The sequence below is a fragment of the Variovorax stachyos genome, from assembly GCF_051400855.1.
GTDB lineage: Bacteria > Pseudomonadota > Gammaproteobacteria > Burkholderiales > Burkholderiaceae_C > Variovorax.
Genome location: NZ_JBLFFN010000021.1, coordinates 26,688 through 49,536, shown reverse-complemented (window position 1 = coordinate 49,536; position 22,849 = coordinate 26,688). Strand labels below are relative to the sequence as shown.

The 22,849-nt window shown below is 69.4% G+C and carries 19 protein-coding genes; 7 read left to right on the top strand and 12 right to left on the bottom strand.

What is annotated here, in order from left to right; genetic code table 11:
• Positions 1–8: 8 nt before the first annotated feature.
• Both ACMGEZ_RS25695 and ACMGEZ_RS25690 read right to left on the bottom strand, forming a co-directional pair.
• Complete coding sequence (locus ACMGEZ_RS25695; RefSeq protein ID WP_436825117.1) at positions 9–1,607, bottom strand: rhodanese-like domain-containing protein; 1,599 nt, start codon at positions 1,605–1,607, stop codon at positions 9–11.
• Positions 1,608–1,667: 60 nt separating this feature from the next.
• Positions 1,668–2,258 carry a cysteine dioxygenase family protein gene (locus ACMGEZ_RS25690; protein ID WP_436825116.1) on the bottom strand — a complete coding sequence of 197 codons (591 nt, stop codon included), beginning with the start codon at positions 2,256–2,258 and terminating at the stop codon, positions 1,668–1,670.
• A 128-nt stretch (positions 2,259–2,386) separates the two neighbouring features.
• Here ACMGEZ_RS25690 and ACMGEZ_RS25685 point away from each other — a divergent pair, with 128 nt between their 5' ends.
• Both ACMGEZ_RS25685 and ACMGEZ_RS25680 read left to right on the top strand, forming a co-directional pair.
• The gene (locus tag ACMGEZ_RS25685; RefSeq protein WP_436825115.1) at positions 2,387–3,250 is read left to right on the top strand and encodes a LysR substrate-binding domain-containing protein; all 864 of its coding nucleotides are present in this window, start codon (positions 2,387–2,389) and stop codon (positions 3,248–3,250) included.
• A gap of 134 nt (positions 3,251–3,384) precedes the next feature.
• A complete protein-coding gene (locus ACMGEZ_RS25680) occupies positions 3,385–4,392 on the top strand; it encodes a Bug family tripartite tricarboxylate transporter substrate binding protein (RefSeq protein WP_436825114.1) in 1,008 nt (335 codons plus the stop codon).
• A gap of 28 nt (positions 4,393–4,420) precedes the next feature.
• Here ACMGEZ_RS25680 and ACMGEZ_RS25675 read toward each other — a convergent pair whose 3' ends face one another.
• On the bottom strand, positions 4,421–4,894 hold the full coding sequence (locus ACMGEZ_RS25675; RefSeq protein WP_436825113.1) for a CBS domain-containing protein: 474 nt from the start codon (positions 4,892–4,894) through the stop codon (positions 4,421–4,423).
• 228 nt (positions 4,895–5,122) lie between these two features.
• On the bottom strand, positions 5,123–6,115 hold the full coding sequence (locus tag ACMGEZ_RS25670) for a LysR family transcriptional regulator (protein WP_436825112.1): 993 nt from the start codon (positions 6,113–6,115) through the stop codon (positions 5,123–5,125).
• Positions 6,116–6,196: 81 nt separating this feature from the next.
• On the opposite strand from ACMGEZ_RS25670, the gene ACMGEZ_RS25665 reads away from it, so the two are divergent.
• From ACMGEZ_RS25665 to ACMGEZ_RS25655, 3 genes are read left to right on the top strand one after another with little or no spacing between them, the layout of a single operon-like run.
• A complete protein-coding gene (locus ACMGEZ_RS25665; protein ID WP_436825111.1) occupies positions 6,197–7,762 on the top strand; it encodes an AMP-binding protein in 1,566 nt (521 codons plus the stop codon).
• Between the two features lie 15 nt (positions 7,763–7,777).
• Entirely contained in the window at positions 7,778–9,001 is a 1,224-nt protein-coding gene (locus tag ACMGEZ_RS25660; protein ID WP_436825110.1) for an acyl-CoA dehydrogenase family protein, read from the top strand.
• Positions 9,002–9,037: 36 nt separating this feature from the next.
• The gene (locus tag ACMGEZ_RS25655; RefSeq protein WP_436825109.1) at positions 9,038–10,018 is read left to right on the top strand and encodes a Bug family tripartite tricarboxylate transporter substrate binding protein; all 981 of its coding nucleotides are present in this window, start codon (positions 9,038–9,040) and stop codon (positions 10,016–10,018) included.
• A gap of 54 nt (positions 10,019–10,072) precedes the next feature.
• Here ACMGEZ_RS25655 and ACMGEZ_RS25650 read toward each other — a convergent pair whose 3' ends face one another.
• Genes ACMGEZ_RS25650 through ACMGEZ_RS25640 form a run of 3 tightly spaced genes read right to left on the bottom strand, consistent with a single transcriptional unit; the run spans position 10,073 to position 13,804 of the window.
• Positions 10,073–11,236 carry a phospholipase A gene (locus ACMGEZ_RS25650; RefSeq protein ID WP_436825108.1) on the bottom strand — a complete coding sequence of 388 codons (1,164 nt, stop codon included), beginning with the start codon at positions 11,234–11,236 and terminating at the stop codon, positions 10,073–10,075.
• Positions 11,233–11,664: a hypothetical protein gene (locus ACMGEZ_RS25645; protein WP_436825107.1), complete on the bottom strand. Its 432-nt coding sequence runs from the start codon at positions 11,662–11,664 to the stop codon at positions 11,233–11,235. The genes ACMGEZ_RS25650 and ACMGEZ_RS25645 overlap by 4 nt, the downstream gene beginning before the upstream one ends.
• A gap of 34 nt (positions 11,665–11,698) precedes the next feature.
• Positions 11,699–13,804 carry an ATP-dependent helicase gene (locus ACMGEZ_RS25640; RefSeq protein WP_436825106.1) on the bottom strand — a complete coding sequence of 702 codons (2,106 nt, stop codon included), beginning with the start codon at positions 13,802–13,804 and terminating at the stop codon, positions 11,699–11,701.
• 102 nt (positions 13,805–13,906) lie between these two features.
• Here ACMGEZ_RS25640 and ACMGEZ_RS25635 point away from each other — a divergent pair, with 102 nt between their 5' ends.
• Positions 13,907–14,917 (top strand): AEC family transporter, encoded by a 1,011-nt coding sequence (locus tag ACMGEZ_RS25635; protein WP_436825105.1) that lies wholly within the window; start codon positions 13,907–13,909, stop codon positions 14,915–14,917.
• Positions 14,918–15,159: 242 nt separating this feature from the next.
• On the top strand, positions 15,160–15,369 hold the full coding sequence (locus tag ACMGEZ_RS25630; RefSeq protein WP_436825104.1) for a hypothetical protein: 210 nt from the start codon (positions 15,160–15,162) through the stop codon (positions 15,367–15,369).
• Between the two features lie 51 nt (positions 15,370–15,420).
• Here the strand turns inward: ACMGEZ_RS25630 and ACMGEZ_RS25625 are convergent, their stop codons facing one another.
• The 5 genes from ACMGEZ_RS25625 to ACMGEZ_RS25605 form a co-directional block, all read right to left on the bottom strand.
• Positions 15,421–17,517, bottom strand: coding sequence for a primosomal protein N' (locus tag ACMGEZ_RS25625; RefSeq protein WP_436825103.1), 2,097 nt, complete (start codon positions 17,515–17,517; stop codon positions 15,421–15,423).
• Between the two features lie 368 nt (positions 17,518–17,885).
• Positions 17,886–18,992 carry a uroporphyrinogen decarboxylase gene (gene hemE / locus ACMGEZ_RS25620; protein WP_436825102.1) on the bottom strand — a complete coding sequence of 369 codons (1,107 nt, stop codon included), beginning with the start codon at positions 18,990–18,992 and terminating at the stop codon, positions 17,886–17,888.
• A 40-nt stretch (positions 18,993–19,032) separates the two neighbouring features.
• A complete protein-coding gene (locus ACMGEZ_RS25615) occupies positions 19,033–19,725 on the bottom strand; it encodes a thioredoxin family protein (protein WP_436825101.1) in 693 nt (230 codons plus the stop codon).
• A gap of 93 nt (positions 19,726–19,818) precedes the next feature.
• Positions 19,819–22,002: a protein-disulfide reductase DsbD family protein gene (locus tag ACMGEZ_RS25610; RefSeq protein WP_436825100.1), complete on the bottom strand. Its 2,184-nt coding sequence runs from the start codon at positions 22,000–22,002 to the stop codon at positions 19,819–19,821.
• A gap of 49 nt (positions 22,003–22,051) precedes the next feature.
• A complete protein-coding gene (locus ACMGEZ_RS25605; protein WP_436825099.1) occupies positions 22,052–22,795 on the bottom strand; it encodes an alanyl-tRNA editing protein in 744 nt (247 codons plus the stop codon).
• Positions 22,796–22,849 lie beyond the last annotated feature (54 nt).

Here is a 22,849-nt window from a genome sequence, read left to right as displayed (position 1 = left end):
TCCTCCGGTCAGACGTCCGCGTGCGGCGCGCCAGCTCGCGCCGGCAGGCGGAACGACGCCAGCTCCTGCGCGTCGAGCTGGCCGACGAGGCCGGTCTCCCAGGACAGGTAGCGCCGCGCGGCCTCCTTGTTGCCGTCATGGCGGTCATGGACGAAGAAGAGGTGGTCGATGCAGTCCGCATCGGCAGGCCGATCGGGCGTGGCCACCACGTCCGCTCCTGCGGCTTGCCAGGCGGCCATGCCACCCTCCAGCAGCAGGGGCGGGTGCGCGGCTTGCCATTCGGTCATGGCCCAGGCTGCCAGCGCGGGTTCGTCGGCGACCAGCACGATCTGCCGGGTTTCGCCCGCCAGGTCGGCCGCCACGCGGGGGCGAATGGACCACCGTGCGCCGTCGATGTGGCCGGCGCGGTAGGCCATGCCGGGACGAAGGTCCACGAGGGCGACGTCGCCGCGGGCCAGGCGGGCGGCGAGTTCCTGGACGGAGATCCGGCCCAGGGGCGGCGGCACCGGAGCGCCGGGTGCTTCCAGCCCCAGGCCGCTGGCCAGCCCGCCTTCGAGCACGCTGGCGTCGTGCCCCATCTGACGCAGCCAGCTCGCCACCGTCGGCGCGCGCACGCCGTCGTCGTCGAACAGCACGAGCCTGGCACTGCGCACACCCACGTACTGGTCGAAGGCCTGCATCAGCTGTCCGCCCGGCGTGTGCTGCGCCCCGGGCAGGCTGCCGTGCGCGAATTCCTCGGGCGTGCGCACGTCGCACAGGAAGAGCGTGCGGCTGCCGTCGCCGGACCATGCCCGCACGGTGGCCGCGCTCACGGTCGGAACGTCGAAGCGCGCGGCCAGTTTCTGCGCGGCCTCTCGCAGGACCGGGCTCCCGGAGCCGTCGGGGTAGCGGCGCGTGCCGCCGTGTTCCAGGCGCTGGTCCGCCAGGAACCAGCCCTGGGTGCCGTTCTCCAGCGCGTAGACGGGATTGGGAATGCCCAGGTTGATGAGCGTCTGCGCGCCGATGATCGAGCGGGTGCGGCCGGCGCAGTTGATCACGATGGGCGTGGTGTCGTCGGGCACGATGGACCGCACGCGGTACGCCAGCTCCCCGTTGGGGCAGCAGGTGGCGGTCGGAATGTTCATCTTCCTGAACTCGGAGACGGGGCGGCCGTCCAGCACCACCACCGGCGCGGGCCCCGCGATCATGGCCGCCAGCTGCGGCGCACTTACCCGGGGTGTGCGGTAGGCCCTTTCGGCCAGCTCGCCGAAGGTCTTGGAAGGCAGATTCACGCCCGCGAACAGCACGTAGCCGGCGGCCTGCCAGCCCCGTGTGCCGCCGTCCAGCACGCACACGCGGCGATAGCCGAGGGCCACGAGCCGTGCCGCCGCGCGCAGGGCCACGCCGGTGCCGTCTTCGCCGCCATCGTCATACACCACGGTCCGGGCATCCAGCCGCGGCACAAGGCGCCGGACTTCCAGCTCCAGCCGGCTGTACGGCAGGGGCGTGGCATGAAACAGGTGGGCCTCGCCGTACTGGCCGTGTTCGCGTACGTCGAGCAGGGCGATTTCGTCGCCGTCGTGGAGCCAGGACTTGAGGAGGGAAGGGGCGATGCGTTCGATCGTCATGGGAAGCGCGAAAAGGAGGAGGAGGCGGCCGCCGGCAGATGAGCGCGGCGACGCGGAGCGTCAGCGGCGGGTTTGCACCCCGATGCCCATGGTCTGGCAGGTGCCCTTCTCCAGGTCGTAGCTGGTGCGCTGCGTCAGCGTCTCCAGCGCACGCCCGTACATGTGGAGGTGGCGGATGACCTGCTCGCCCTCGATCTGCACCGAGTGGATGTCCTCGGGCATCAGGGCGATGCCGTGGCCCGGCTCCACCAGGACGCGGCCGGTTTCGCGCAGCGTGCCCCGGCCGGGCACCGAGGCATCGTCCGTGCGTTCGTAGACGCGGTTGATTTCGGTGCCTTCGACCGCCGCGATGCAGGCCCAGGTCGTGTGGTTGTGCGGCACGATCCGCTTGCCCGGACGCATCACGTTCAGGTAGAGCGCGTAACTCTGGTCTTCATCCTCCGCGATCAGATAGCGGGCCTGGTGCTCGCCCGGCTCGGGAGGCGGAAAATCGTCCGCCTGCCAGAGCTCGGGCCGGCCCGCGATGGACTGCAGGGACGCCAGCACGGCGGCCAGGGCAGGGCGTGTGGGCTCCGCATCGCCGATGGCCTTCTTCATGTCGGCGATGGCCGATGCGACGGCCTGCTTGCGTTGTTCGATCACGGTGTTCAAGGGGGACTCTCCTGATTTTTTCGGCGCGTCCGTGCAACGGGAACACGGTGCGTCCAGAGCCACTCTAGCCCTCGCCTGGGTGGCGATCAACGCAGTGCTCGCAGAAAAAGCATCAGTATCATTAATGAATGAACACCCTCGACCTCGAGCTCCTGCGGTCCCTGGTGGCGATCGTGGGCCAGGAAAGCTTCGGGGCCGCGGCGGTACAGCTGGGGCGGACGCAGTCGGCGGTGACGCAGCAGATGCAGCGCCTGGAGGAGCAGATCGGCCACGCCCTGTTCGAGAAGCGCGGGCGCCAGAAGCGCCTGACGGAACACGGCGAGCGGCTGCTGGTCTACGCGCGCCAGATGCTGGCCATGAACGACGAAGCCCTGCGCCATCTGCAGCAAGGCAGGCTGGAGGGAACGCTGCGCATCGGTGCGCCGCACGACGTGGCCGACACCATGCTGCCGCCCCTTCTGGCGGAGGTGGTGCGCAGTTCTCCGAAGCTGCAGCTGGACATCCACGTGGGCCGCAGTCCCTTCCTGATGGAATCGCTCAAGCGCGGAGAGATCGACATGGCGATCTCCAACCGGCTCGATGCCGACCTGGAGGGCGTCGTGCTTCGCACCTCGCCCACCGTGTGGCTGTGCGGGGACGGCTATGTTCATGATCCCGCGCGGCCCATCCCATTGATCATGGCCGACGGCCCCAGCATCTTCCGGCGCCTCGCGCAGGAGGCGCTCGATGCTGCGGGCGTCGCCTGGCTGACCCGCTACACGTCCAGCAGCCTGATCGGCATTCGCGCCGCGCTGCGCGCCGGCATCGGCGTCACGGCGCGGGGGGTGGAACAGCTCGACGGCGGACTGCGCATCCTCGGTCCGATGGAAGGACTGCCGCCGTTGCCGGACCTGGTGTACCGGCTTTATGTGCGCAATCGCGTGATCAATCCGCTGACACGCCAGGTCTTCGACCAGATCAAGACCCGGCTGCACTGGACCGGCAACCCGTGATGCCGGGTGTGCCGTCTTCGAAAGTTCCCTGATCCATCAGGGATGCTTATCGAATTTGCTTTGAAAGTGACTCGATCGATCAGGGGCCGGCTGACATCATGGACCTCCTTCGCTGAACCTTCGAGGAGTCCCCGATGCCCCACGCACCTGCTTTCCGAACGCCCGTCCGCCGTGCTGCCTGCCTGATCGCGGGCCTGGCCTGCGCATGGATGGCGCAGGCGCACGCGCAGGTGTTGCCGAAGAGTGGCGACTTTCCCAGCCAGCCGATCCGCGTGGTGTCGCCCTTCCCTCCGGGCGGCGGCAACGATTACCACATGCGACTCGTCACCAATGAGCTCGCGGCCGTCACGGGGCAGCCTGCCGTCGCGGAGAACAAGGGAGGGGCCGGCGGCAACATCGGCGCGAAGTACGTGGCCGACAGCAAGGCGGACGGCTACACCGTGCTCGTGTCCCAGGTCTCGACCATGGCGGTGAACCCGAGCCTGTATCGGGCGCCGGGTTTCGACCCGCTCAAGAACTTTGTTCCGATCACGCAGATCAACGCGGCACCGCTGGCCATCGTGGTGGCTGCGAACTCGCCGCTCAAGACGATCGACGACCTGCGCAGGCAAGCCCAGGCGGAGCGAGTGACCTACGCGACGCCCGGCAACGGCACCCTGTCGCATCTGCTCGGCGTGGTGCTCGAAAAGGATGCAGGCATTGCCCTGACGCACGTGCCGTACCGCGGTGCGGCTCCGGCGCTGGCCGACTTGATGGGGGGCCAGGTCGCGATCATGATCACCTCGACTTCCTCCGTCGCGGGGCACATCCAGCAGGGCATGGTGCGTGCGCTCGCGGTCACCAGCCCTCGCCGCGTCGGTGTCTTCGAGAACGTCCCCACGCTCGACGAGCTGGGCATGAAGAACATGACCTACGAGGACTGGTACGGGTTCTTCGTCCCCGCCGGGACGCCGCCCGAGCGTGTGGCCTACCTCCACGGCGCCATCACGAAGGTCCTCAAGAGCCCTGCCGTCGAGAAGAAGATCCGGGACGCCGGCGGAGATCTGGTGGCCGGCACGCCCGAGGCCTTGGCAGCGCAGCTCGGGCGGGACATCGAACGCTGGTCACGCGTGGTGAAGCTTTCGGGTGCATCGGTCGATTGAGCGAACGCGGCCCGAGCTCCCGCGGTGCCTACGCACCGCCTCGCGCGGCCCCGCTTGCACTCGAGGCTCCCGATCGGTCAGGCCGCGCGGGCTCTGAGATGTTGCCCAGCGGTTCGCCGGTGGACTTCGCGTTCCCCTTCGCGGCCACGTCGCCGATCGAGAGGATGCCGACCAGCCGCTTGTCGCGGTCGACCACCGGCAGCCTGCGCACCTGGGCTGCGCTCATCTTCTCGAGTGCATCGTCGACATCGTCGTCTGCGTAGCACCAGCAGACGTCGTCCGACATGATGTCCTTCACCGGCGATTTCTCGAGGGCGATTCCCCGCGCCACGCCCCGGACCGCGATGTCCCGGTCGGTGATCACGCCGAGCAGCTTGTTGCCGTCGCAGACCGGGAGCACGCCGACGTCGAGCTCTTCCATCGCCTGGGCCGCGCGTGTCACGCTGTCCCCGGGCGCCATGGTGCGAACGCCGCGGGTCATCAGTTCATGGACTTGAGTCATCTGGAAGCCTTTCTGCGGCAGCCGTGGTGGAGCAAGAAGCGGGTCCGGTCCGGCCCTGCAGGCCCGGCGCGCTGCCGTCCATCGAGCGTAGGGCGATCACGTGCTGCGCTTGTCGGCGTGGCCGGGCGGGGCGAGTAGGCGATTTCGCACTTTGCACCGGCAGAGACAGCGGCGTCGTGCATCAAGAACTCGTGCGAGTGCAGCGTCGGCACATCGTCGCCTGAGCGCTCAGCCGGGCCCAGCCCTGCGCGCGGGGAGACGCGAAGGTGCGGTCTCCCCGCGCGCCGTCTCCTCCAGCAGCTCCAGGAAGCGCGTCGCCAGTGGCGGCAGCGCCGCGTCCTTGCGTGTCAGCGCACCGATGGTGCGGGTGAAGCGCGCGTCCGCCATCGGCAGCGGCGCCAATCCTTCGCCAACGGCCATGCCCAGTTGCGACTCGCTCATGATCGACACCAGGTCGCTCTGCGCGACCAGACGGTTCAGCTGCCCGCCCGCCGTGTTGCTCACCTCTACCGTCACCCGCGGCGGCGGTAGCCCGGTCTCGGCCAGCCGGCCCTCCACGTTGCGCCGCGCCGCGACGGCCGGCCCCGGCAGGATCCATTGCGCATCGACCAGGTCTTGCAGCCGCAGCCGCCGCTTCGACAACAGCGGATGGTCCTCGCGCACCACCAGGCACAGGGCGTCGTCGATCAGCGGCAGCGCGTGCAGGTCCGCCGGAATCACGCCGGGCAGCGCGTTGATCGACAGGTCGATGTCCCCCAGCCGCAACGCCGCCATCAGCGCATCGTTCAAGTTGAGCATCAGCCGCAGCCGCGCCGCTGGCCGTTGGCGGTGCAGCGCCACCGTCGCCGGGACGAACAGCCGCTGCGCGTAAAGCGGCGACACGCCCACGCGCAGCAAGCCCAACTCGCCGAGGTGCATGTCCGCGGCCTCCTTGATCGCATCCCCCAGGCTCGCGCGCAGCGCCTGCGTACGCTCGCGGAACTGCACCGCCACGGCCGTCAGCTGCATGCCACGGCTGCTGCGCTCGAAGAGCGGAAAGCCCAGCTCCTTCTCCAGCCGCTGGAGCCCCTGCGTGATGGCGGGTTGCGAGACGTTCAGAGCCGCCGCCGCAGCCCGCACCTTGCCGTGCTCTGCAACGGCGAGGAAGTAGTCGATGTCGTCGAGCCGCAGGCCCATGTCGCTGGCCTCCAGGCCCGCAAGGGGGCCTTGTCTGGTGATCACGCCAGCTTATCAAAGCCGGCCGCTCGCTTATCCAACGCAGCCTGCCGCTTTCCTAGACTGGAAGCCATACGGAGTCACCTCATGAACCTCGGCATGTACACCGCGCGCAGTGCGCGCTTCTGGGCCGACCGGCCCGCCATCCTCTTCCGCGACGGCGTGGTCAGCTACGCCGAGCTGGAACGCCGCTCCAACCGGCTCGCGCACGCCCTGCTCGCCCTCGGCCTGCAGCGCGGCGACCGCGTCGCCGTGGTCTCGCCCAACCGGCCGGAGATCGTCGAGCTCGAATGCGCGCTTTACAAGGCCGGGCTCGTCAAGGTCGCGCTCAACGCGCGCCTCGCCCCCACCGAGCTCGCCGATGCGCTCGCCAACGCCGAGCCGGTGGCTTGCCTCGCCGGCCCCGAGCACCGCGGCATGGTCGACGAGGCCGCCGCGCCGGTCGCAGGCCTGACGTACCGCATCGCCTTCAGCCCCGCACCCGCCACCGGCGGCTGGCTCGACTACGAAGCCCTGCTGGCCCAGGCCTCCGACGCGCACATCCACGTCGACATGCGCCCCGAGGAGCTCGCCGTACTGCACTACACCTCCGGGTCTACCGGCAAGCTCAAGGCGGCGATGCAGACCGTGGGCAACCGCATGGCATCGCTGCGCAAGATCGTCATGGGCCGCATGCATGCGGGCAAGGGGGACGTGCTCATGCTATGCGGCCCCATCACCCACGCCAGCGGCATGTTCATCCAGCCCATGCTCTACCAGGGCGCCACCGTGCTGCTGATGGAACGCTTCCAGCCGGCCGAGATCCTCGAGGCCGTCGAGAAACACCGCGTCACCATGTGCTTCTTCGTCCCCGCGATGATCAACGCATTGCTCGCCGAGCCCAGCCTCCGCACCCGCGACCTGAGCAGCCTGCGCCTGGTCTCCTACGGCGCAGCGCCCATGTCCCCGGCGCGCATCCGCGAGGCCTGGGGCGCCTTCGGCCCGGTGCTGTCGCAAGGCTACGGCGCCGGCGAAACCACCGGTGGCGTCATCGCGCTCGGCATCGAGGACCATGCGCGCGCCATCGAGGGCGACCGCCCCGAGCTGCTTTCGGCGTGCGGGCGGCCCTCCTGCGAATCCGACATCCAGGTGCTCGACGACCAGGGCCGCCCCGTCGAGGGCGACGCGATCGGCGAGATCTGCGTGCGCGGCCCCGACGTCTTCGCTGGCTTCTGGCGCGCCCCCGAGCCCACCCGCGAAGCGCTCGGCGACGACGGCTGGCTGCACACGGGCGACCTGGCCCGCGTGGACCGCGAGGGCTACATCCACATCGTCGACCGCAAGAAGGAGATGCTGGTTTCCGGCGGCTTCAACGTCTACCCCACGGAGGTCGAGGCGGTGCTGGCCCAGCATGCTGCCGTGTACGAGGTCTGCGTCATCGGCGTGCCCGACGACCATTGGGGCGAATCGGTCAAGGCCGTCGTCGTGCTGCGGGACGGCGCCCGGGCCGAGGCCGGCGAGCTCATCGACTTCTGCCGAGGGCGCCTCGCCGACTTCAAGCGCCCGCGCTCCGTCGAGTTCACCGACCACCTGCCCAAGAACGCCAACGGCAAGCTCTCACGCAAGGACGTGCGCGAGCCCTACTGGCGCGGCCGCGAACGGCGCGTCAACTGAACGGAGGACCACGCCATGGACGCGACCACCACCACCCCCGCGCGCGCACTGCGCAATGCCCAGGCCACGCGCTTCGAAGGCTCCGAAGCCGCGCGCGATTTCATCGAGCGCGTGCAGGCCTTCATCCACGACGAGCTGCAGCCCCTCGTCGCCGAGCACCGCATCGACTACGAATCCGGCGCGCCCCGCCCAGTACTCGACGAGGTGTGGCGCCGCTCGCGCGATCACGGGTTCTACGGCGCGACCCTGCCAGAGGCCCTTGGCGGCGCCGGATTCAGCGTGCATGACCACTGCCTCATCAAGGAAGCCATCTACGCCAGCGGCTCGCCACTGGCTGCGCACGTGCTCGGCGAGCTGTCCGGCCCGCCGCGCGTCGGCGCCCTGGCCAAGCACGCCACGGCCGACCAGATGGCGCGCTTCATCCTCCCCGTGGCCCGTGCCGAGAAGGCCATCTGCTTTGCCATCACCGAACCCGAGGCCGGGTCGGATGCCGGCGCCGTGCAGACCCGCGCCGTGCGCGTGGGCGACGAATTCGTCCTCAACGGCACCAAGCGCTTCATCTCCGGCTCGCCCTTCTGCGACATGGCCGTCGTCATCGCCTCCACCAGCGACGACCCCGCGCGGCGCGAGACCACCGCCTTCTTCGTCGAGCGCGACCGTCCCGGCTTCAAGGTCGAGACCGATTACAAGACAATGGCCGGCCAGTCCAGCACCGGCAACATCGTCCTCACCGACTGCCGCATCCCTGCCGCCAACCTCATCGGCGAACAGGGCAAGGGCTTGGCACTTGCGCTCGGCCGCATCACCGTCAACCGTCTGCTGCACTGCCCCGCCATGCTCGGCCTAGCACGGCTCGCGCTGCAGGATTCCATCGCCCATGCCACTCGCCGGCGCCAGTTCGGCCAGCCCATTGGCGCGTTCCAGGCCATACAGCACCTGCTGGCAGACATGGCGACCGAACTCGCTGCCGCCCGCGCGCTCATGCTCGGCGTGGCCCGCAGCCTCGACGCCGGCGGCGAGGCGCGCGCCGATGCGTCCATGGCCAAGCTCTTCTGCTCCGAGACCGCGTTCCGCATCGCCGACCGCGCAGTGCAGGTGCACGGCGGCGAGGGCATCGTCCAGGGCAGCCGCGTCGAGTTCCTGTTCCGGCTGCTGCGCATGTACCGCGTACTCACCGGCACCAGCGAGATCCAGCGCAACACCATTGCCCGGGAGCTGCTGGGCAATGCCATCGGCTGACTTCTTTCGCCTAGAACATCCCCAGGAGACACACCCATGAACAAGACCTGCCGCGCTTTCGTCTTCGCCGCCGCCGCAGCAGCAGCATCCCTCGCCGGCACCGCCGCCGCCGAGGCGCAGGACTACCCCAGCCGTCCCATCAAGTGGATCGTGCCGTACCTCGCCGGTACCGGGCCCGACACCACCGTGCGCATCACCGGCGAGGCGCTGTCGAAGATCCTCGGCCAGCCCGTCGTCATCGAGAACCGCGGCGGCGTCGCCGGCAACATCGGTGCCCAGCTCGCCGCCAAGGCGGCCGCCGACGGCTACACCTGGGTCTACAGCGGCTCGCCCATGGCCACCAACATGCGCATGTACCGCAAACCCGGCTTTGACGTGATGAAGGACTTCATCCACGTCGGCCGCATCACGCAGTCGGACTCGGTCCTCGTCGTCCAGCCCGACTCCGGCATCACCAGCGTGAAGGAGCTCGACGAGCACCTGCGCCAGAGCCCCGGGAAGATGGCTTATGCCTCCGGCGGCGTCGGCACGCCCTCCCACATGGGCGCCGAGCTGCTCCTGTCGGCCACCGGCACGAAGGCCTTGCACGTGCCGTACAAGGGCGCCTCTGAGTCCACCAATGCGGTGGCCGGCAAGCAGGTCGATTTCGCCATCGCGCTCGTCTCGCCTGCGTTGCCGCACATCCAGGGCGGCAAGCTCCGGCCGCTGGCCGTGCTCTCGCCAACGCGCAACTCGCGGCTGGACAAGGTGCCTACGCTGGCCGAGGCCGGGGTGCCTGGCATCTCGCTCGTGTCCTTCGGCGGGCTGGCCTTGCCGAAGGACACGCCGGCGCCGGTGGTGCAGAAGGTGCGCGATGCGCTGACGCAGGCGCTTGCGACGCCCGAGGTGCGGGAGAAGCTCGAGGCCAACGGCGCAGCTGTCGTGCCGAGCACGCCGGAGGAGTTCGCGCAGAGCTTGCGGGCGGAGATTGCGCTGACGGAGAAGTTGATGAAGGTGGCAAACATCGAGGCGCAGTAACGGCTGCCCGCGAACGCCGACGCGCGGCCGGCCGAGCCCGCCGCGCGAAGCACACTAGAAGTCGACCAGGCTCAGCCCGATGCTCAGTACCGTGCGCTTGCGGTTGTAGTCGACCAGGGTGTCGCCGTAGCCGTGGAACAGCTGCGTGTGGAAGCGCAGGTTGGTCCTCGCCGAATCGCCGATCGCCTTGAGCCACTCGAGGCGCACCGAGCCGCGGCCGCTCTCGCGCAAGTTGTGGCGCAGCGTCATGGCGAGGGTGTTCTCGCGGTTGAGGTTCCAGCGGCCCGTGACCTCGGCGCGGCCGACGTAGTCCGAGATGTCGGAGTTGTCGTCGTCGGCGTCGCTCTCGTGCAGGCGTCGCCAGATGCGGCCGGTGATCGTGAAGCGGTCGTCCAGCTCCATGCCCCCCATCAGATAGAGACGGTTCCAGCTGCGCGAGTAGGGCAGGCTCTGGCCGTTCGACTGGTGCACCAGGCCGACGCCCGCATAACGCCAGCGCCAGCCGCCCGGCAGCCGGTAGTCCGTGGGGTAAACGTAGATCAGCTCGGGCTCGTGGTCGGTGCTGCGGAAGGGCCGCGAGATGTCGCCGTTGAAGATCTGCCAGGTCGACTGCTGGCTGTAGCCGAACCACAGCGAATCCTTCTTGACGGGGTCGTTCTGGGTCAGCATGCCCTGGGCGAGCTTGGTGCGCACCGACAGGCCGATGCGCATCTCGTTGGCCTGGTAGGGGATGTAGGTGCCGGTGTGGCCGTCCGCGGGCGAGGTCGGCGTTTCGGGCTTGTGGTTCGCGGTCGCGAACGACACGTTGAGCGGCCGGTAGCCGCGGAAGCTGAAGGTGCCGCAGTCGCTGCCGTTCTCGAGTTCCCAGAAGCGCGAGAGCGTGGAGTACTGGCCGTCGCGGCAGCCCTCGGCGGTCGCGACGGAGACGACGCGCGTGGCGGGCAGGGCGGCGTCCACGGGTGCGGTCGGCTGGGCGTTGGCGAGCGCCGGCGGCGCCGCGGGTACCGCGGCCGCAGGCAGCGTCTGCTGCTGGGCCCAGCGGTCGAAGCAGGCCAGGCGTGCTTCCTTGTCGCTCGCGAGCCGCTGGCATTGCTGCCAGGTCAGCTGCGCGTCGGCCATCGGGCTGGCCGGTTGCGGCGCGGGCTGGGCCTGCGCGAGCGCCATGCCGAGGCCGGCGAGGAGCGTCGCGAAGGTGATGGTGGTGCGTGTGTTTTTCATTGCCAACTGCCAGTCTTGTTCAGCACGAAGGGATGCATGCTGTCGTCGGACGCGTTGCGCCACGTTCCCCTGAATTCCTTGCCGCAGGAGCCCGGCTGGAGCTCGCCCAGCCAGTTGCCGCTGATGGCGCGGCCGTCCAGCGACTCGTCGATGCTGAGCAGGCCCTCGTCGTCGATGTCGCCTGCGAGCTGGGCCACCGACGGCGGCTTCGCGCCGCTCTCGCGCGTGATGGTGCCGCGGACGCCTTCGTAGTCCGGGTGTTTCGCCAGCTGCACGCGCGCAATGCCCGGGACGCCTTCGATGCGCGCCTCCCATTGGCCATAGAGCGCGCCCGCGGGCAGCTCGCGGCCGTTCGCGGGGCAGGCCGGCTGGGCCAGGGCGCCGCGCGCGGCCAGGCCCAGGGCCAGCAGCAACAGCCGGCGCTTCACTGGAGCACCTTCGCCTTCGGAGCGGCCGTGCGGCTCATGAGCCTGCCGCCGCCGCTGCAGCCGCCGCCGCGGCCGCGTTGTCCTGGGCCTTGCGCGCGAACTCGGCGCGCAGCGCCTTGAGCTTCTCGCGCGGATCTTCCTTGATGGTCTTCTTGTCGAGGGCCATCTCGGCGATGAAGCGGCTGGGCTGCGCCGGCACCATCTCGCGGCCCTGCTTGCGGCGCTTGGTCCAGCTCACGGCCAGGCTGCGCTGGGCGCGCGTGATGCCGACGTACATCAGGCGGCGCTCCTCCTGCAGGCGGGTCAGCGTTTCGTCGCTGACCTTCTGCTGCCGGCCGCCGTCGTCCTCGAGCTTGAAGGGCAGCAGGCCCTCGTTCACGCCGATCAGCATCACGTGCGGCCACTCCAGGCCCTTGGACGCATGCAGCGTGGAGAGCGTGACCACGTTCTGGTCCTTCTCGCGCTCGCTGATGGTGGACAGGAGCGAGATGGTCTGCGCCACTTCCAGCAGGCTCTTGCGCTCGTTCTCGACCGTGGCACCGGAAGCGTCGGCGATCTGCCCGCCGCAACGCTGCGACATCCAGTCGCAGAACTCCAGCACGTTGGTCCAGCGGCTGGCGGCGGCCTGTTCGCTGTCCTCGCCGTCATACAGGTGCTTCTCGTACTCGATTTCCTTGAGCCAGTCGGCCAGGAAGGTACGCGCATCCTCGGCGCCCATCGTGCGCCGCGCGCGGTATTCGAGGTCGTTGATGTAGCGGCCGAACTCGTGCAGCCCTTCCAGCGCACGCTTGGCCATCACGCTGGGCAGCGAGGGCGAGAACAGCGCCTCGAACAGGCTCAGCTTGTACTGGCTCGCGAAGGTGCCGAGGCTGGCCAGCGTGGTGTGGCCGATGCCACGCTTGGGCGTGGTCACGGCACGGAGGAATGCGGGGTCGTCGTCATTGTTGACCCACAGGCGGAACCACCCGCACAGGTCCTTGATCTCGGCCCGGTCGAAGAAGCTCTGGCCGCCCGAGACCTTGTAGGGGATCTGCGCGCGGCGCAGGGCCTGCTCGAACACGCGCGCCTGGTGGTTGGCGCGGTAGAGGATCGCGAAGTCGCGGAACTCCTTGAACTGCTGGCCCTGCGTGGTCGCATCGCCGCCGCGCAGGCTCTGGATGCGCGCCACCGCGCGCTCGGCCTCGTGCGCCTCGTTGTCGGCGTCGACCACGCGCACCGGCTCGCCTTCGCCCAGCTCGCTGAACAGGGTCTTGGGAAAGAGCTTGGGGTTGGGGCCGATCACGTTGTTGGCCGCGCGCAGGATGGCGCTGGTGCTGCGGTAGTTCTGCTCGAGCTTGATGACCTTGAGCGTGGGGAAGTCGACCGGCAGCTTGCGCAGGTTGTCCAGCGTGGCGCCTCGCCAGCCATAGATCGACTGGTCGTCGTCGCCCACCGCGGTGAAGCGGCCGCGCTGCCCGACCAGCGCCTTCAGCACCTCGTACTGCGTGGCGTTGGTGTCCTGGTACTCGTCGACCAGAACATGGCCGAGCGCCGCCTGCCACTTGGCGCGCACGTCCTCGTGCTGCTGCAGCAGCTTGAGCGGCATGCCGATGAGGTCGTCGAAGTCCACGCTCTGGTAGGCGGTCAGGCGCTCTTCGTAGCGCGCCATGATGCGCGCCGTGATGCGTTCGTTGTCGTCGGCCGCCTGGGCTTCTGCCTGCGCGGCGTTGAGGCCCATGTTCTTCCACTTGCTGATGGTCCACTGCCAGATGCGCGCGGTGGCGGCGTCGGTGGTGCCGCCGGCATCCTTGAGAATCTTGGTGACGTCGTCGCTGTCGAGGATGCTGAAGGCCGGCTTCAGGCCCAGCACGCCGCCGTCCTCGCGCATCATGCGCACGCCCAGCGCATGGAAGGTGCAGACCACCACCTTGTTCGCATCGCGCCCGATCAGGCTCTTGGCGCGCTCGCGCATCTCGGCTGCGGCCTTGTTGGTGAAGGTGATGGCGGCGATGCGCTGGGGCGCCAGTCCCGACTGGATCAGCCGCGCGATCTTGTGCGTGATGACGCGCGTCTTGCCCGAGCCTGCGCCGGCGAGCACCAGGCAGGGACCATGCAGGTAGTTGACGGCTTCTTGTTGCGCGAGATTAAGACCGGAGGACATGAAGGCGACGGAGGGGCGCAAAGCGGGCAATGATACGGGGCCGATCCTTTGCAAGGCCGTGTGAAAGCTGTGTCGTGATGTCGCACGACGACAATTGCCCGCGTGCTGCACATTCTTTCCGTCACGCTCCCCTTTTTCGCGCTGATCGCGGCCGGCTATGCGGCGGCGCGCTGCGGGGCGCTGCCGCTGGGCGCCATTCCGGGGCTCAATGCCTTCGTGCTCTATTTCGCACTACCGTGCATGCTGTTCCGCTTCGGCGCGGGGGCGCCGATCGGGCAACTGCTCGATGCCGGCGTGGGGCTGGTGTGGGGCGGCTGCGCGCTGCTCGTGGTCGGCGTGACGGTGGGGCTGGCGCGCCGGCAGGGCCTGGTCTGGAACGATGCGGCCTTCGGGGCGCTGGTGGCCGCCTTTCCCAACACCGGTTTCATGGGCCTGCCGCTGCTGATCGCGATTCTGGGCGCGCAGGCGGCGTCGCCGATGATCATCACCATCGCCCTGGACCTGGTGCTGACCTCCTCGCTGTGCATCGCGCTGTCGCGCCTCGACGGGGCCGATGCGCATGGCCCGGCCCGGGCGGCCCGGCAGGCGCTGCGCGGCATCGTGCAGAACCCGATGCCGTGGGCCATCCTGCTCGGCGGGCTGGCCTCGGCCACCGGCCTCGCCCTGCCTGGGCCGCTGGAGCGCACGATCGCGATGCTGGGCGACGCCGCTTCGCCGGTGGCGCTGTTCACCATCGGCGCGGTGCTGGCCCGTTCGGCGCTGCTGGCCCACGAGCATCGCGCCAGCGCGCGCGTGGGCGAGGCCATGGGCAGTGGGGTGCGGGCGCTTTCGCCGGCGCGGACTGCCGATCTGCTGTCGGTGGCGGCGATCAAGCTGCTGGCGCATCCCGTGCTGGTCTACGGCGCGGGCCGCGCGGCAATGGCGCTGGGCCTGCCGCTGGAGCGCAGCGCGCTGGTGGCGATCGTGCTGGTGGCCGCGTTGCCGAGCGCGAGCAACGTGGCGATGCTGGCCGAGCGCTTCGGCGCCGACAGCGGGCGCATCGCGCGCGTCATCCTCTGGACCACCGTGGCGGCGTTCTTCAGCTTTCCGTTGGCGGTGGGTTGGCTGCGCTGAGGCACCGTCTCAGGGCGTGAGCACGCCCAGCCGGTAAGGGGCGGCGTCGGGCAGCCGCTCACAGCGCGAGCTGTTCGACATCGGTTCGAGCCGCGTCAAGCGTTGTTTCAGAATTTTGCCTACAACCCCCCGTTGACTATTGGTCGATAGTGTTAACTATTCCGTTTCTATTACGTTCGACTAGTTCTTCTGTTTTCAAATCCGCTGCTAAAGTGGCGTCAAAACCGCCGGGGGAAACTGCCATGACGAATTGGATGCGCTGGATGCTGTGTGTGGCGTGCCTTGCCACTGTGGGCTTGCTGTGGCACGTCGGTGCCTTGAGCGCCGTTCCGGCGCTGGCGACGGGCGCCGCCAGCCTCCTTTTGTTCGCATGGCCCGGCCATGGACAACGCAAGCGCCGCTCGGCGCTGCAGTACATCGAGATGGGCAAGCAGCCGATCGGCCTGCACTGAGACGCTCCCAAGCCTCGCCTTGGCGCATGCCGGGCGAAGCTGGCCGCGAGCTCAGATGCTTTGCGGGTCGACGTCGACCAACCAGCGGATCACACCCTTTCCCTCGGGCTGCTTGCGCAGCGCATGCAGCACCGGCTGCCAGGCCGCCAGCAGGCGCTGCAAGGCCGCGCGCGAGGCACTTTCGACCAGCAGCTGCGCCCGCTCCACGTTGGCCACGCGCTGGATCGCATGCGGTACGGCCGAATAGCGAGTCACCTGCTGCGCGCCCTCCAGCCCCTCGGCGGCCGCGTTTGCGGCGTTGAGAAAGCCCTGGGCCGCCTCCTGCGTGCGGGCGTCGGCACGCAGCAGGGCCTGAAAGGCAAAGGGCGGCATTCCGGCCGCCGCGCGCTCTTCCAGCTCGCGCTGCGCGAAAGCGGGGTAGTCGTGCCGGCGCAGCGCGGCGAAGAGGGCATGCCGCGGGTGGTGAGTCTGGATCCACATCTCGGCGGTGGAGCCCTGCGCCGACAGGTAGGCCGCATCGCGCCCGGCGCGCCCGGCCGACTGCATGAGCAGGCTGAACAGGCGTTCGGGCGCGCGGAAATCGCTGGAAAAGAGCGCGCTGTCGGGATTCACCGCCGCCACCAGCGTGATGCGCCGGAAGTCGTGGCCCTTGGCGATCATCTGCGTGCCGACCAGCACGTCGACCTCGCCGGCGTGCACCGCCGCAAGCTGTGACTCGAGCGCGCCCTGCCGGCGCGTGCTGTCGGCATCGATGCGGGCGATGCGCACCGGGCTGCCGTCGGCCCGCTTCACGTCGGCGAACAGCTCGCCCAGGTGCTCCTCGAGCCGCTCCGTGCCGCGGCCTACCGGCGCGATGTCCGGGTTGCCGCAGGCGGGGCAGGCGCGCGGCACCCGTTCGGTGAAGCCGCAATGGTGGCAGCGCAGCGTGCGGTCGATCTTGTGGAACACGCGGTAGGCGCTGCAGTGCGGGCATTCGCTCTTCCAGTCGCAGTCGCCGCAGGCCAGGACGGGCGCATAGCCGCGCCTGTTCAGGAACACCATGCTCTGCTCGCCGCGAGCCACCCGCTGGCCGATGGCGTCCAGCAGCGCGGCGGAAAGTACCGTGCGCGGCGGCTGCAGGCCCATGTCGACCAGCCGCACCGCAGGCAACGCCGCGGTGCCGATGCGCGAAGGCATCGCCAGCCGCACATAGCGCCCGCCGGCATCCGCCCCCTCGGCCGGGCGGCTCTGGTGCCAGCTCTCCAGCGACGGCGTGGCCGAGCCCAGCATCACCTTCGCGCCTTCGCGCCGGCCGCGCCAGACGGCCAGATCCCGTGCCGAGTAGCGGGCGCCTTCCTGCTGCTTGTAACTGGGGTCGTGCTCCTCGTCGACCACGATCAGCTCGAGCGCAGGCATCGAGGCGAACACCGCCATCCGGGTGCCGAGCACGATGCGCGCGGCGCCGGCGTGCGCCGCCAGCCAACTGGCCAGGCGCTGGGGGTTCGTCATGCCGCTGTGCAGGGACACCACGGCACTGTGGCCGAAGCGGTCCTTGAAGCGCGCCTCCAGCTGCGGGGTGAGGTTGATCTCGGGGACCATCACCAGCGCCTGAGCCTGCGGCTTGCGTTCGAGCAGCGCCGCGACGGCCTGCAGGTAGACCTCCGTCTTGCCGCTGCCGGTGCTGCCGAAGAGCAGGAAAGGGCCGCTTTCGGCGTCGAAGCGCGCGAGCGCCTGCGCCTGTTCGGGCGTGAGCGCCGGGCCGTAGGGAACTGCCGCGGCAGCCGCGGGCGCCGCCTGCCGCTTCAGGCGCCGAGCGAGCTGGACCGCGCTCAGGTCGCGCAGTTGGGGTGGCAATGCCGCCAGCGCGATCTCGCCCAGCGAGCGCTGGTAGTAGCGGGCGGCAAAGGCCACGAGGTCGCGCCAGGCCGCGCCCAGCGGCGGCAGCGCGTCCAGCACGGCACCGATCGGCTTGAGTTCCATGGACGCCGCCGCATCGTCCTGGGTCCCGGCGGGTTGCGCCGACCACACCACGCCGAGCACCTCGCGGCGGCCGAGCGGCACCCGGACCAGCGCGCCGGGCGCGACCGGCAGCGTGCTCGCGTAGCTAAGTACATCCCCTAATGCGCTGTGCACCGGAGTCTGAACGGCGATCTCGAGACGCCAGTTCAAGGCGCACTTCCGTTGGGGTCGATGGTTAAAGGAACTTGGAGCAAAGCGGCCTAAGTCGTTGATTTGGCAGCGCTTTGAAGGTCATCCAGAGTTGCTGTGGATAACTTTGTTGATATCAGGGCCGGACGCGCTGCCAGCCCTTGAGAATCAAGGCTCGCGCTGGAATGCCCGCAAAAAAAGCAAAGTTCAAAACTCATACGAATCAACGACTTAGCGGCGCTATCGCTTTAGGAGCGGCGCCGGCGGGGCTTCAGATGTTTTTGCGCGTCGCAGCAAGGCTTTTGTGCATAAGTCAGTCGGTCCTCACCATTTTCGAGCTTGACAAACGCGCGACCCGCGTTCTCAGTTGCTTACAAGGCATAACCGCCTCAGCGGCCGCGCAGGGCGCGTGATTGCGCATGAACCGCGGCCACCAGCGCCGCCACGTGATCGGGCGGGGTGAATTGGCTGATCCCATGGCCCAGGTTGAAGATGTGGGTAGGCCCGGTGGAGGCGAGGTCGGTGTGCGGCTGTCCGAAAGCCTGCAGCACCTTCGCGACCTCGGCTTCGATGCGCTCCGGGGGGGCGAACAGCACGTTCGGATCGATGTTGCCCTGCAGCGCCTTGCTGCGCTCGCCTTCGCCGACCAGGGCGCGGGCGCGGCCCAGGTTGACGGTCCAGTCCAGGCCCAACACCTCGCAGTCGAGCGCGCGCATCTCCTCCAGCCAGAGCCCACCGCCCTTGGTGAAGACGATGCGGGGCACCGGCTGGCCGTCGGCGCCCTGGCGCCGCAGCTGCGAGAGCACGCGGGCGGTGTAGGCCAGGCTGAAGTCCTGGAATGCGCCGTCGGCCAGCACGCCGCCCCAGCTGTCGAAGACCATGACAGCCTGGGCGCCGGCGTCGATCTGGGCGTTGAGGTACGCCGCCACCGAGTCTGCATTGACGGAAAGCAGGCGGTGCATGAGGTCCGGGCGGCTGTAGAGCAGGGTCTTGACGAGACGGTAGTCGCTCGAGCCGGCGCCCTCGACCATGTAGCAGGCGAGGGTCCAGGGGCTGCCGGAGAAGCCGATCAGCGGGACGCGGCCATCGAGGGCGCGGCGGATCGAGGCGACGGCGTCGAAGACGTAGCGCAGCTTGTCCATGTCCGGCACCTCGAGCGCACCGATGGCGGCTTCGTCGCGCACCGGCCGCGCAAAGCGCGGGCCCTCGCCGGCCTCGAAGGACAGGCCCAGGCCCATCGCGTCTGGCACCGTGAGAATGTCGGAAAACAAGATGGCCGCGTCGAGCGGATAGCGCGCGAGCGGCTGTAAGGTGACCTCGGTGGCGTAGTCCACATTCGTGGCCAGCCCCATGAAGCTGCCGGCACGCGCTCGGGTCGCCACGTATTCCGGCAGGTAGCGCCCGGCTTGGCGCATGAGCCAGACGGGCGTGTGATCGGTGGCCTGGCGCCAGCAGGCGCGCAGGAAAGTGTCGTTCTTCAGGGGGGCGAAAGGCATCCCGCGATTGTCGCAGGGGCCTTCGCGGGGGCCTCGGGGTTCAGGCCTTGTACTTGATCGAGCAGCCGTAGGGCTTGGTCGTCGCGGCGCTGATCGGCTTGCCGCCGAAGGCCTCGCCGAGGGCCTGGTTCACGTAGTTGGTGGCGGTCTTGATGTCCTCGACGCGGGACGAGGCGATGCTGTCGATGCCGCCGGCATACACCAGCATGCCCTTGGGATCGATGATGTAGAGGTGCGGCGTGGTGCGCGCAGCGTAGGCGCGCCCGATCACCCCATCCTCGTCCATCAGCACGGCGGTGGGCGCGGCCGAGTGCTCTTTCATCCAGGCCTCGAGGGCGGCGGGCTTGAGGTAGTCGCTGGCGGCGCGCTCGGTGGAGTTGATGGCCAGCCAGACCACGCCCTTCTCTGTTGCGCCCTTCTGGGTGGCGGGCATGTTGCCGCTGCCGTAGTGCTTGCGCACGAAGGGGCAGCCCGGGTTGGTCCATTCGAGCACCACGAACTTGCCGGCGAAATCGGACAGGCGGTGCTGCTTGCCGGCGGTGTCGACAGCGACGAAATCGGGCGCCTTCTGCCCCACCGCGGGTGCGGCAACGGCATTCGAACTCATCAGGAAGGTGGCGCCGAGGGCCACGGCGGCGGCCATCACGGCACGACGGGAAGCCCGGCTCAGCGCGGCGCGCGCCTGGCGCGCGGCACGGGCGGAACGCGAGTCTGAGGTCGACGATGGGGGCATGGTCAGATTGAACTCCACTTGCAAAAGATCAACGATCGCGAGAGCTTAGGACGCTTTCCTCACCTGCTTGTGACAACCCGTAGAGGGACAGGGTCAAAGTCGGGCGAGCGCAGCGCGGACCTCTTCCTTGCTAAGGATCTCGGTCAGCACGACCGGCGCGCGGCCCGGCGCCATAAGTACATAGGCCGGCACGCCGCTACGGCCCAGTGCGGCCAGCGCGGCGGTGATTTCGGGGTCGCGGCGGGTCCAGTCGGCTCGCAGCATGGCCACTTTCCTGGCATCGAACTCGGCCAGCAGCGCGGCGTCGGCCAGCGTGCTGCGCTTGTTGTACTGGCAGGTGACGCACCACGCGGCCGTGAAGTCGACGAACACCGGCCGGCCTTGCGCCGAGAGCTCGCTCACGCGGGCCGGCGACCAGGGCTGCCAGCGCTCGCCGGCCGAGGCAGCCACCGCGGGCGCCGCATTGCGCACCACGTTGGCGCCGATCGTGCCGGCCAGCACTGCGGTGACGGCGATCATCAGGCTGGCCAGCACGACGCGGGTGCGCCCGCGCAGGGTGAGGGCCCAGACGATCGCCGCCAGGCACACCAGCAAGGCCAGCAGTGCACCCGCGCCGTCGATGCCGCTTTGCTGGCCCAGTACCCAGACCAGCCAGGCGACCGTGGCGAAGATCGGAAAGGCAAGCAGCCGGCGCAGGATGTTCATCCACGGGCCCGGCTTCGGCAGCAGGCGCGCCACCCCCGGCACGAAGCCGGCGGCGAGGTAGGGCAGGGCCAGCCCGAAGCCGAGTGCCGCGAAGATCAGCAGGGCCTGCGTGGCCGGCAGCCCGATCGTGAAGCCCATCGAGGCGCCCATGAAGGGGGCGGTGCAGGGCGAGGCGATCACCACCGCCAGCACCCCTGACAGGAAATCGTTGGCCACCGGATGCTCGACCTGGGCGCTGCACACCGAGGACGGCGCGAGCATGCGGAATTCGAAGAGGCCGGCCAGATTGAGTCCGATCAGCGTGAAGAGAGCCGCCAGCGCTGCCACCACCGCCGGCGACTGCAGCTGGAAGCCCCAGCCCAGTTCCGCGCCAGCCGCCCGCAGCGCCAGCATCGCGGCGCCCAGTGCGAGGAAGGACAGCATCACCCCGGCGGTATAGGCCACGGCGGCAGTCCGGTGACCGGCGTGGTCGTCGGCGCGGCGCGTGAAGCCCAGCACCTTGATGGCGAGCACCGGGAAGACGCAGGGCATCAGGTTGAGCAGCAGGCCGCCGAGAAAGGCGCCCAGCAGCGCGGCGATGAAACTGCCGGTGGGTTGCGGCAACGGCGGTGCCGTATTGGCCTCCAGCGCGGCTTTCAGCCCCGGCGAGACCTCGACGCGCGGTGCCGCGGCTGGCCAGGTGCCGCTGACCGGCGCCTCGGCGCGCCAGGCGACCGGCTGGCCGGCCTGGCGGTCCGCCTCGGCCAGTGCGACCACCACCGGCAGCGTGCCGGGGTTGGCGCTGCGCTGCTCGGCCAGCGGCACGCTGGCGATCCAGGTGTCGCCGTCCCAGGCCTGCGTCCAGTCCTTGCCGAGGACGGCCGCGGTGTGGATCACCTCTGCGGTCTCGGGGAACAGCTCGAGGGTCTTGCCGCGCGCGGCGGCCGGCAGGCCTTCGAGCCGGACCTGCAGCTTTTGGCCCTCGATGGCGATCGATCCGGACTTGTCCAGGGGCACCGGGCGGGCGGCCAGCGCCGCGTCGAAGGCGTTCTGATGCACCGCGGTCGAACCCTGGATGGGCAGCCTGAGCAGGAACTCGCCGTCCTCGGGAATGCATTCCTTGCGGCACACCAGCCAGGAAGCCTTGAGCTTGATGTCCAGCGCGTCGGCGCCGGCGAGGCTGGCCGGCGGCTTGAAGTCCGGCGCTACGGTCAGCGGCACCGGCAGCAGCACCGTGTCCTCGTAGCCGTAGTTGGCGAGGGTGCCGATGGGAATTTTCTTCGGCACCGGCCATGCGATCTCGCCCGCCGATACACCGGCCGGCAGCGACCAGGCCAACTCGGTCGGGAGACCGGAATCGCCGGCGTTCTTCCAGTAGGTGTGCCACTCGGGCTGGTGCGCGATCTGCAGCCCGACCCAGACCGGCGCCCCGGCGGACACGCCCTGAGGCGCGTGGGCAACCAGCTCCGCGCGCACATGGGGGGTGGTGACGACGGGCCCGATGCGGGAAGTCAGCTGGGCGGCGGCCGGCAAGCTGGCAGCGAGGGTGGCGGCCAGGAAGGCTGCGCGGCGGAGGAGGGAGAAGAGGGCCATGCCGGTCAGTCGGAGCGAGCGTGCGGGGCGAAGTTCCGGTGCGGCGGGCTCAGCTGGCCCATCCCAGCACCACCCTGCGGGTGGCGGCGCTCTTCTTCTCGATCTTGGTGACGACCACTGCACCGATCTCCCGGGTGTTCGCCACATGGGTGCCCCCGCAGGGCTGGAAATCGATCGCCTCCGGCTCGCCGATCCGGATCGTGCGCACGGTGCCGGTGCCGCGGGGCGGCTGCACGCTCATGCTCTTGACCAGCGCAGGATTGGCGTCGAGCTCGGCATCGGTGATCGCCCCGACCGCCAGCGGGTGGCCGGCGGCCACCAGCCGCGCCAGGCCAGCACTGAGCGCTTCCTTATCCAGTGGGTCGGTCATGTGGAAATCGAGCCGCGCGTACTCGGGCGTGATGGAGCAGCCGTCGACCGGCTGGGGCACCAGGTGACACAGCAGGTGGGTCGCGGTGTGAAAGCGCATCAGCTTGTGGCGGCGGTCCCAGTCGATGCGAGCCGTCACCGCCTCGCCGGCCTTCAGCGCGGCCAGCAGTTCGGCCTGGTCGGGCGCCGGCACGTGGACGATCTCGTTCGTCGGCCGGCCCTCGGCATCCTTGGCCTTGCGGGTGTCGGCGATGGCCAGCGCGCGCCCGTCGCCCAGCAACAGTTGGCCGCTGTCGCCGGCCTGTCCACCGCCCAGCGGGTAGAAGACCGTGCGGTCGAGCACGATGCCGGCCTCGTCGACGCGCAGGATGCGGGCCTCGCACTCGCGCAGGTAGGCATCGGCTCGGAACAGGTCGTCGGTCATCGTCCGATGGTAGCGGCGCCGCCGCACGGGGGTGTGCCCACGCCCGAAAGCGCC

Coding starts and splice junctions, on each gene's coding strand:
- ACMGEZ_RS25695 (WP_436825117.1), bottom strand. CDS start 1,607: ATGACGATCGAACGCATCGCCCCTTCCCTCCTCAAGTCCTGGCTCCAC.
- ACMGEZ_RS25685 (WP_436825115.1), top strand. CDS start 2,387: ATGAACACCCTCGACCTCGAGCTCCTGCGGTCCCTGGTGGCGATCGTG.
- ACMGEZ_RS25680 (WP_436825114.1), top strand. CDS start 3,385: ATGCCCCACGCACCTGCTTTCCGAACGCCCGTCCGCCGTGCTGCCTGC.
- ACMGEZ_RS25675 (WP_436825113.1), bottom strand. CDS start 4,894: ATGACTCAAGTCCATGAACTGATGACCCGCGGCGTTCGCACCATGGCG.
- ACMGEZ_RS25665 (WP_436825111.1), top strand. CDS start 6,197: ATGAACCTCGGCATGTACACCGCGCGCAGTGCGCGCTTCTGGGCCGAC.
- ACMGEZ_RS25660 (WP_436825110.1), top strand. CDS start 7,778: ATGGACGCGACCACCACCACCCCCGCGCGCGCACTGCGCAATGCCCAG.
- ACMGEZ_RS25655 (WP_436825109.1), top strand. CDS start 9,038: ATGAACAAGACCTGCCGCGCTTTCGTCTTCGCCGCCGCCGCAGCAGCA.
- ACMGEZ_RS25650 (WP_436825108.1), bottom strand. CDS start 11,236: ATGAAAAACACACGCACCACCATCACCTTCGCGACGCTCCTCGCCGGC.
- ACMGEZ_RS25640 (WP_436825106.1), bottom strand. CDS start 13,804: ATGTCCTCCGGTCTTAATCTCGCGCAACAAGAAGCCGTCAACTACCTG.
- ACMGEZ_RS25630 (WP_436825104.1), top strand. CDS start 15,160: ATGACGAATTGGATGCGCTGGATGCTGTGTGTGGCGTGCCTTGCCACT.
- hemE (WP_436825102.1), bottom strand. CDS start 18,992: ATGCCTTTCGCCCCCCTGAAGAACGACACTTTCCTGCGCGCCTGCTGG.
- ACMGEZ_RS25615 (WP_436825101.1), bottom strand. CDS start 19,725: ATGCCCCCATCGTCGACCTCAGACTCGCGTTCCGCCCGTGCCGCGCGC.
- ACMGEZ_RS25610 (WP_436825100.1), bottom strand. CDS start 22,002: ATGGCCCTCTTCTCCCTCCTCCGCCGCGCAGCCTTCCTGGCCGCCACC.
- ACMGEZ_RS25605 (WP_436825099.1), bottom strand. CDS start 22,795: ATGACCGACGACCTGTTCCGAGCCGATGCCTACCTGCGCGAGTGCGAG.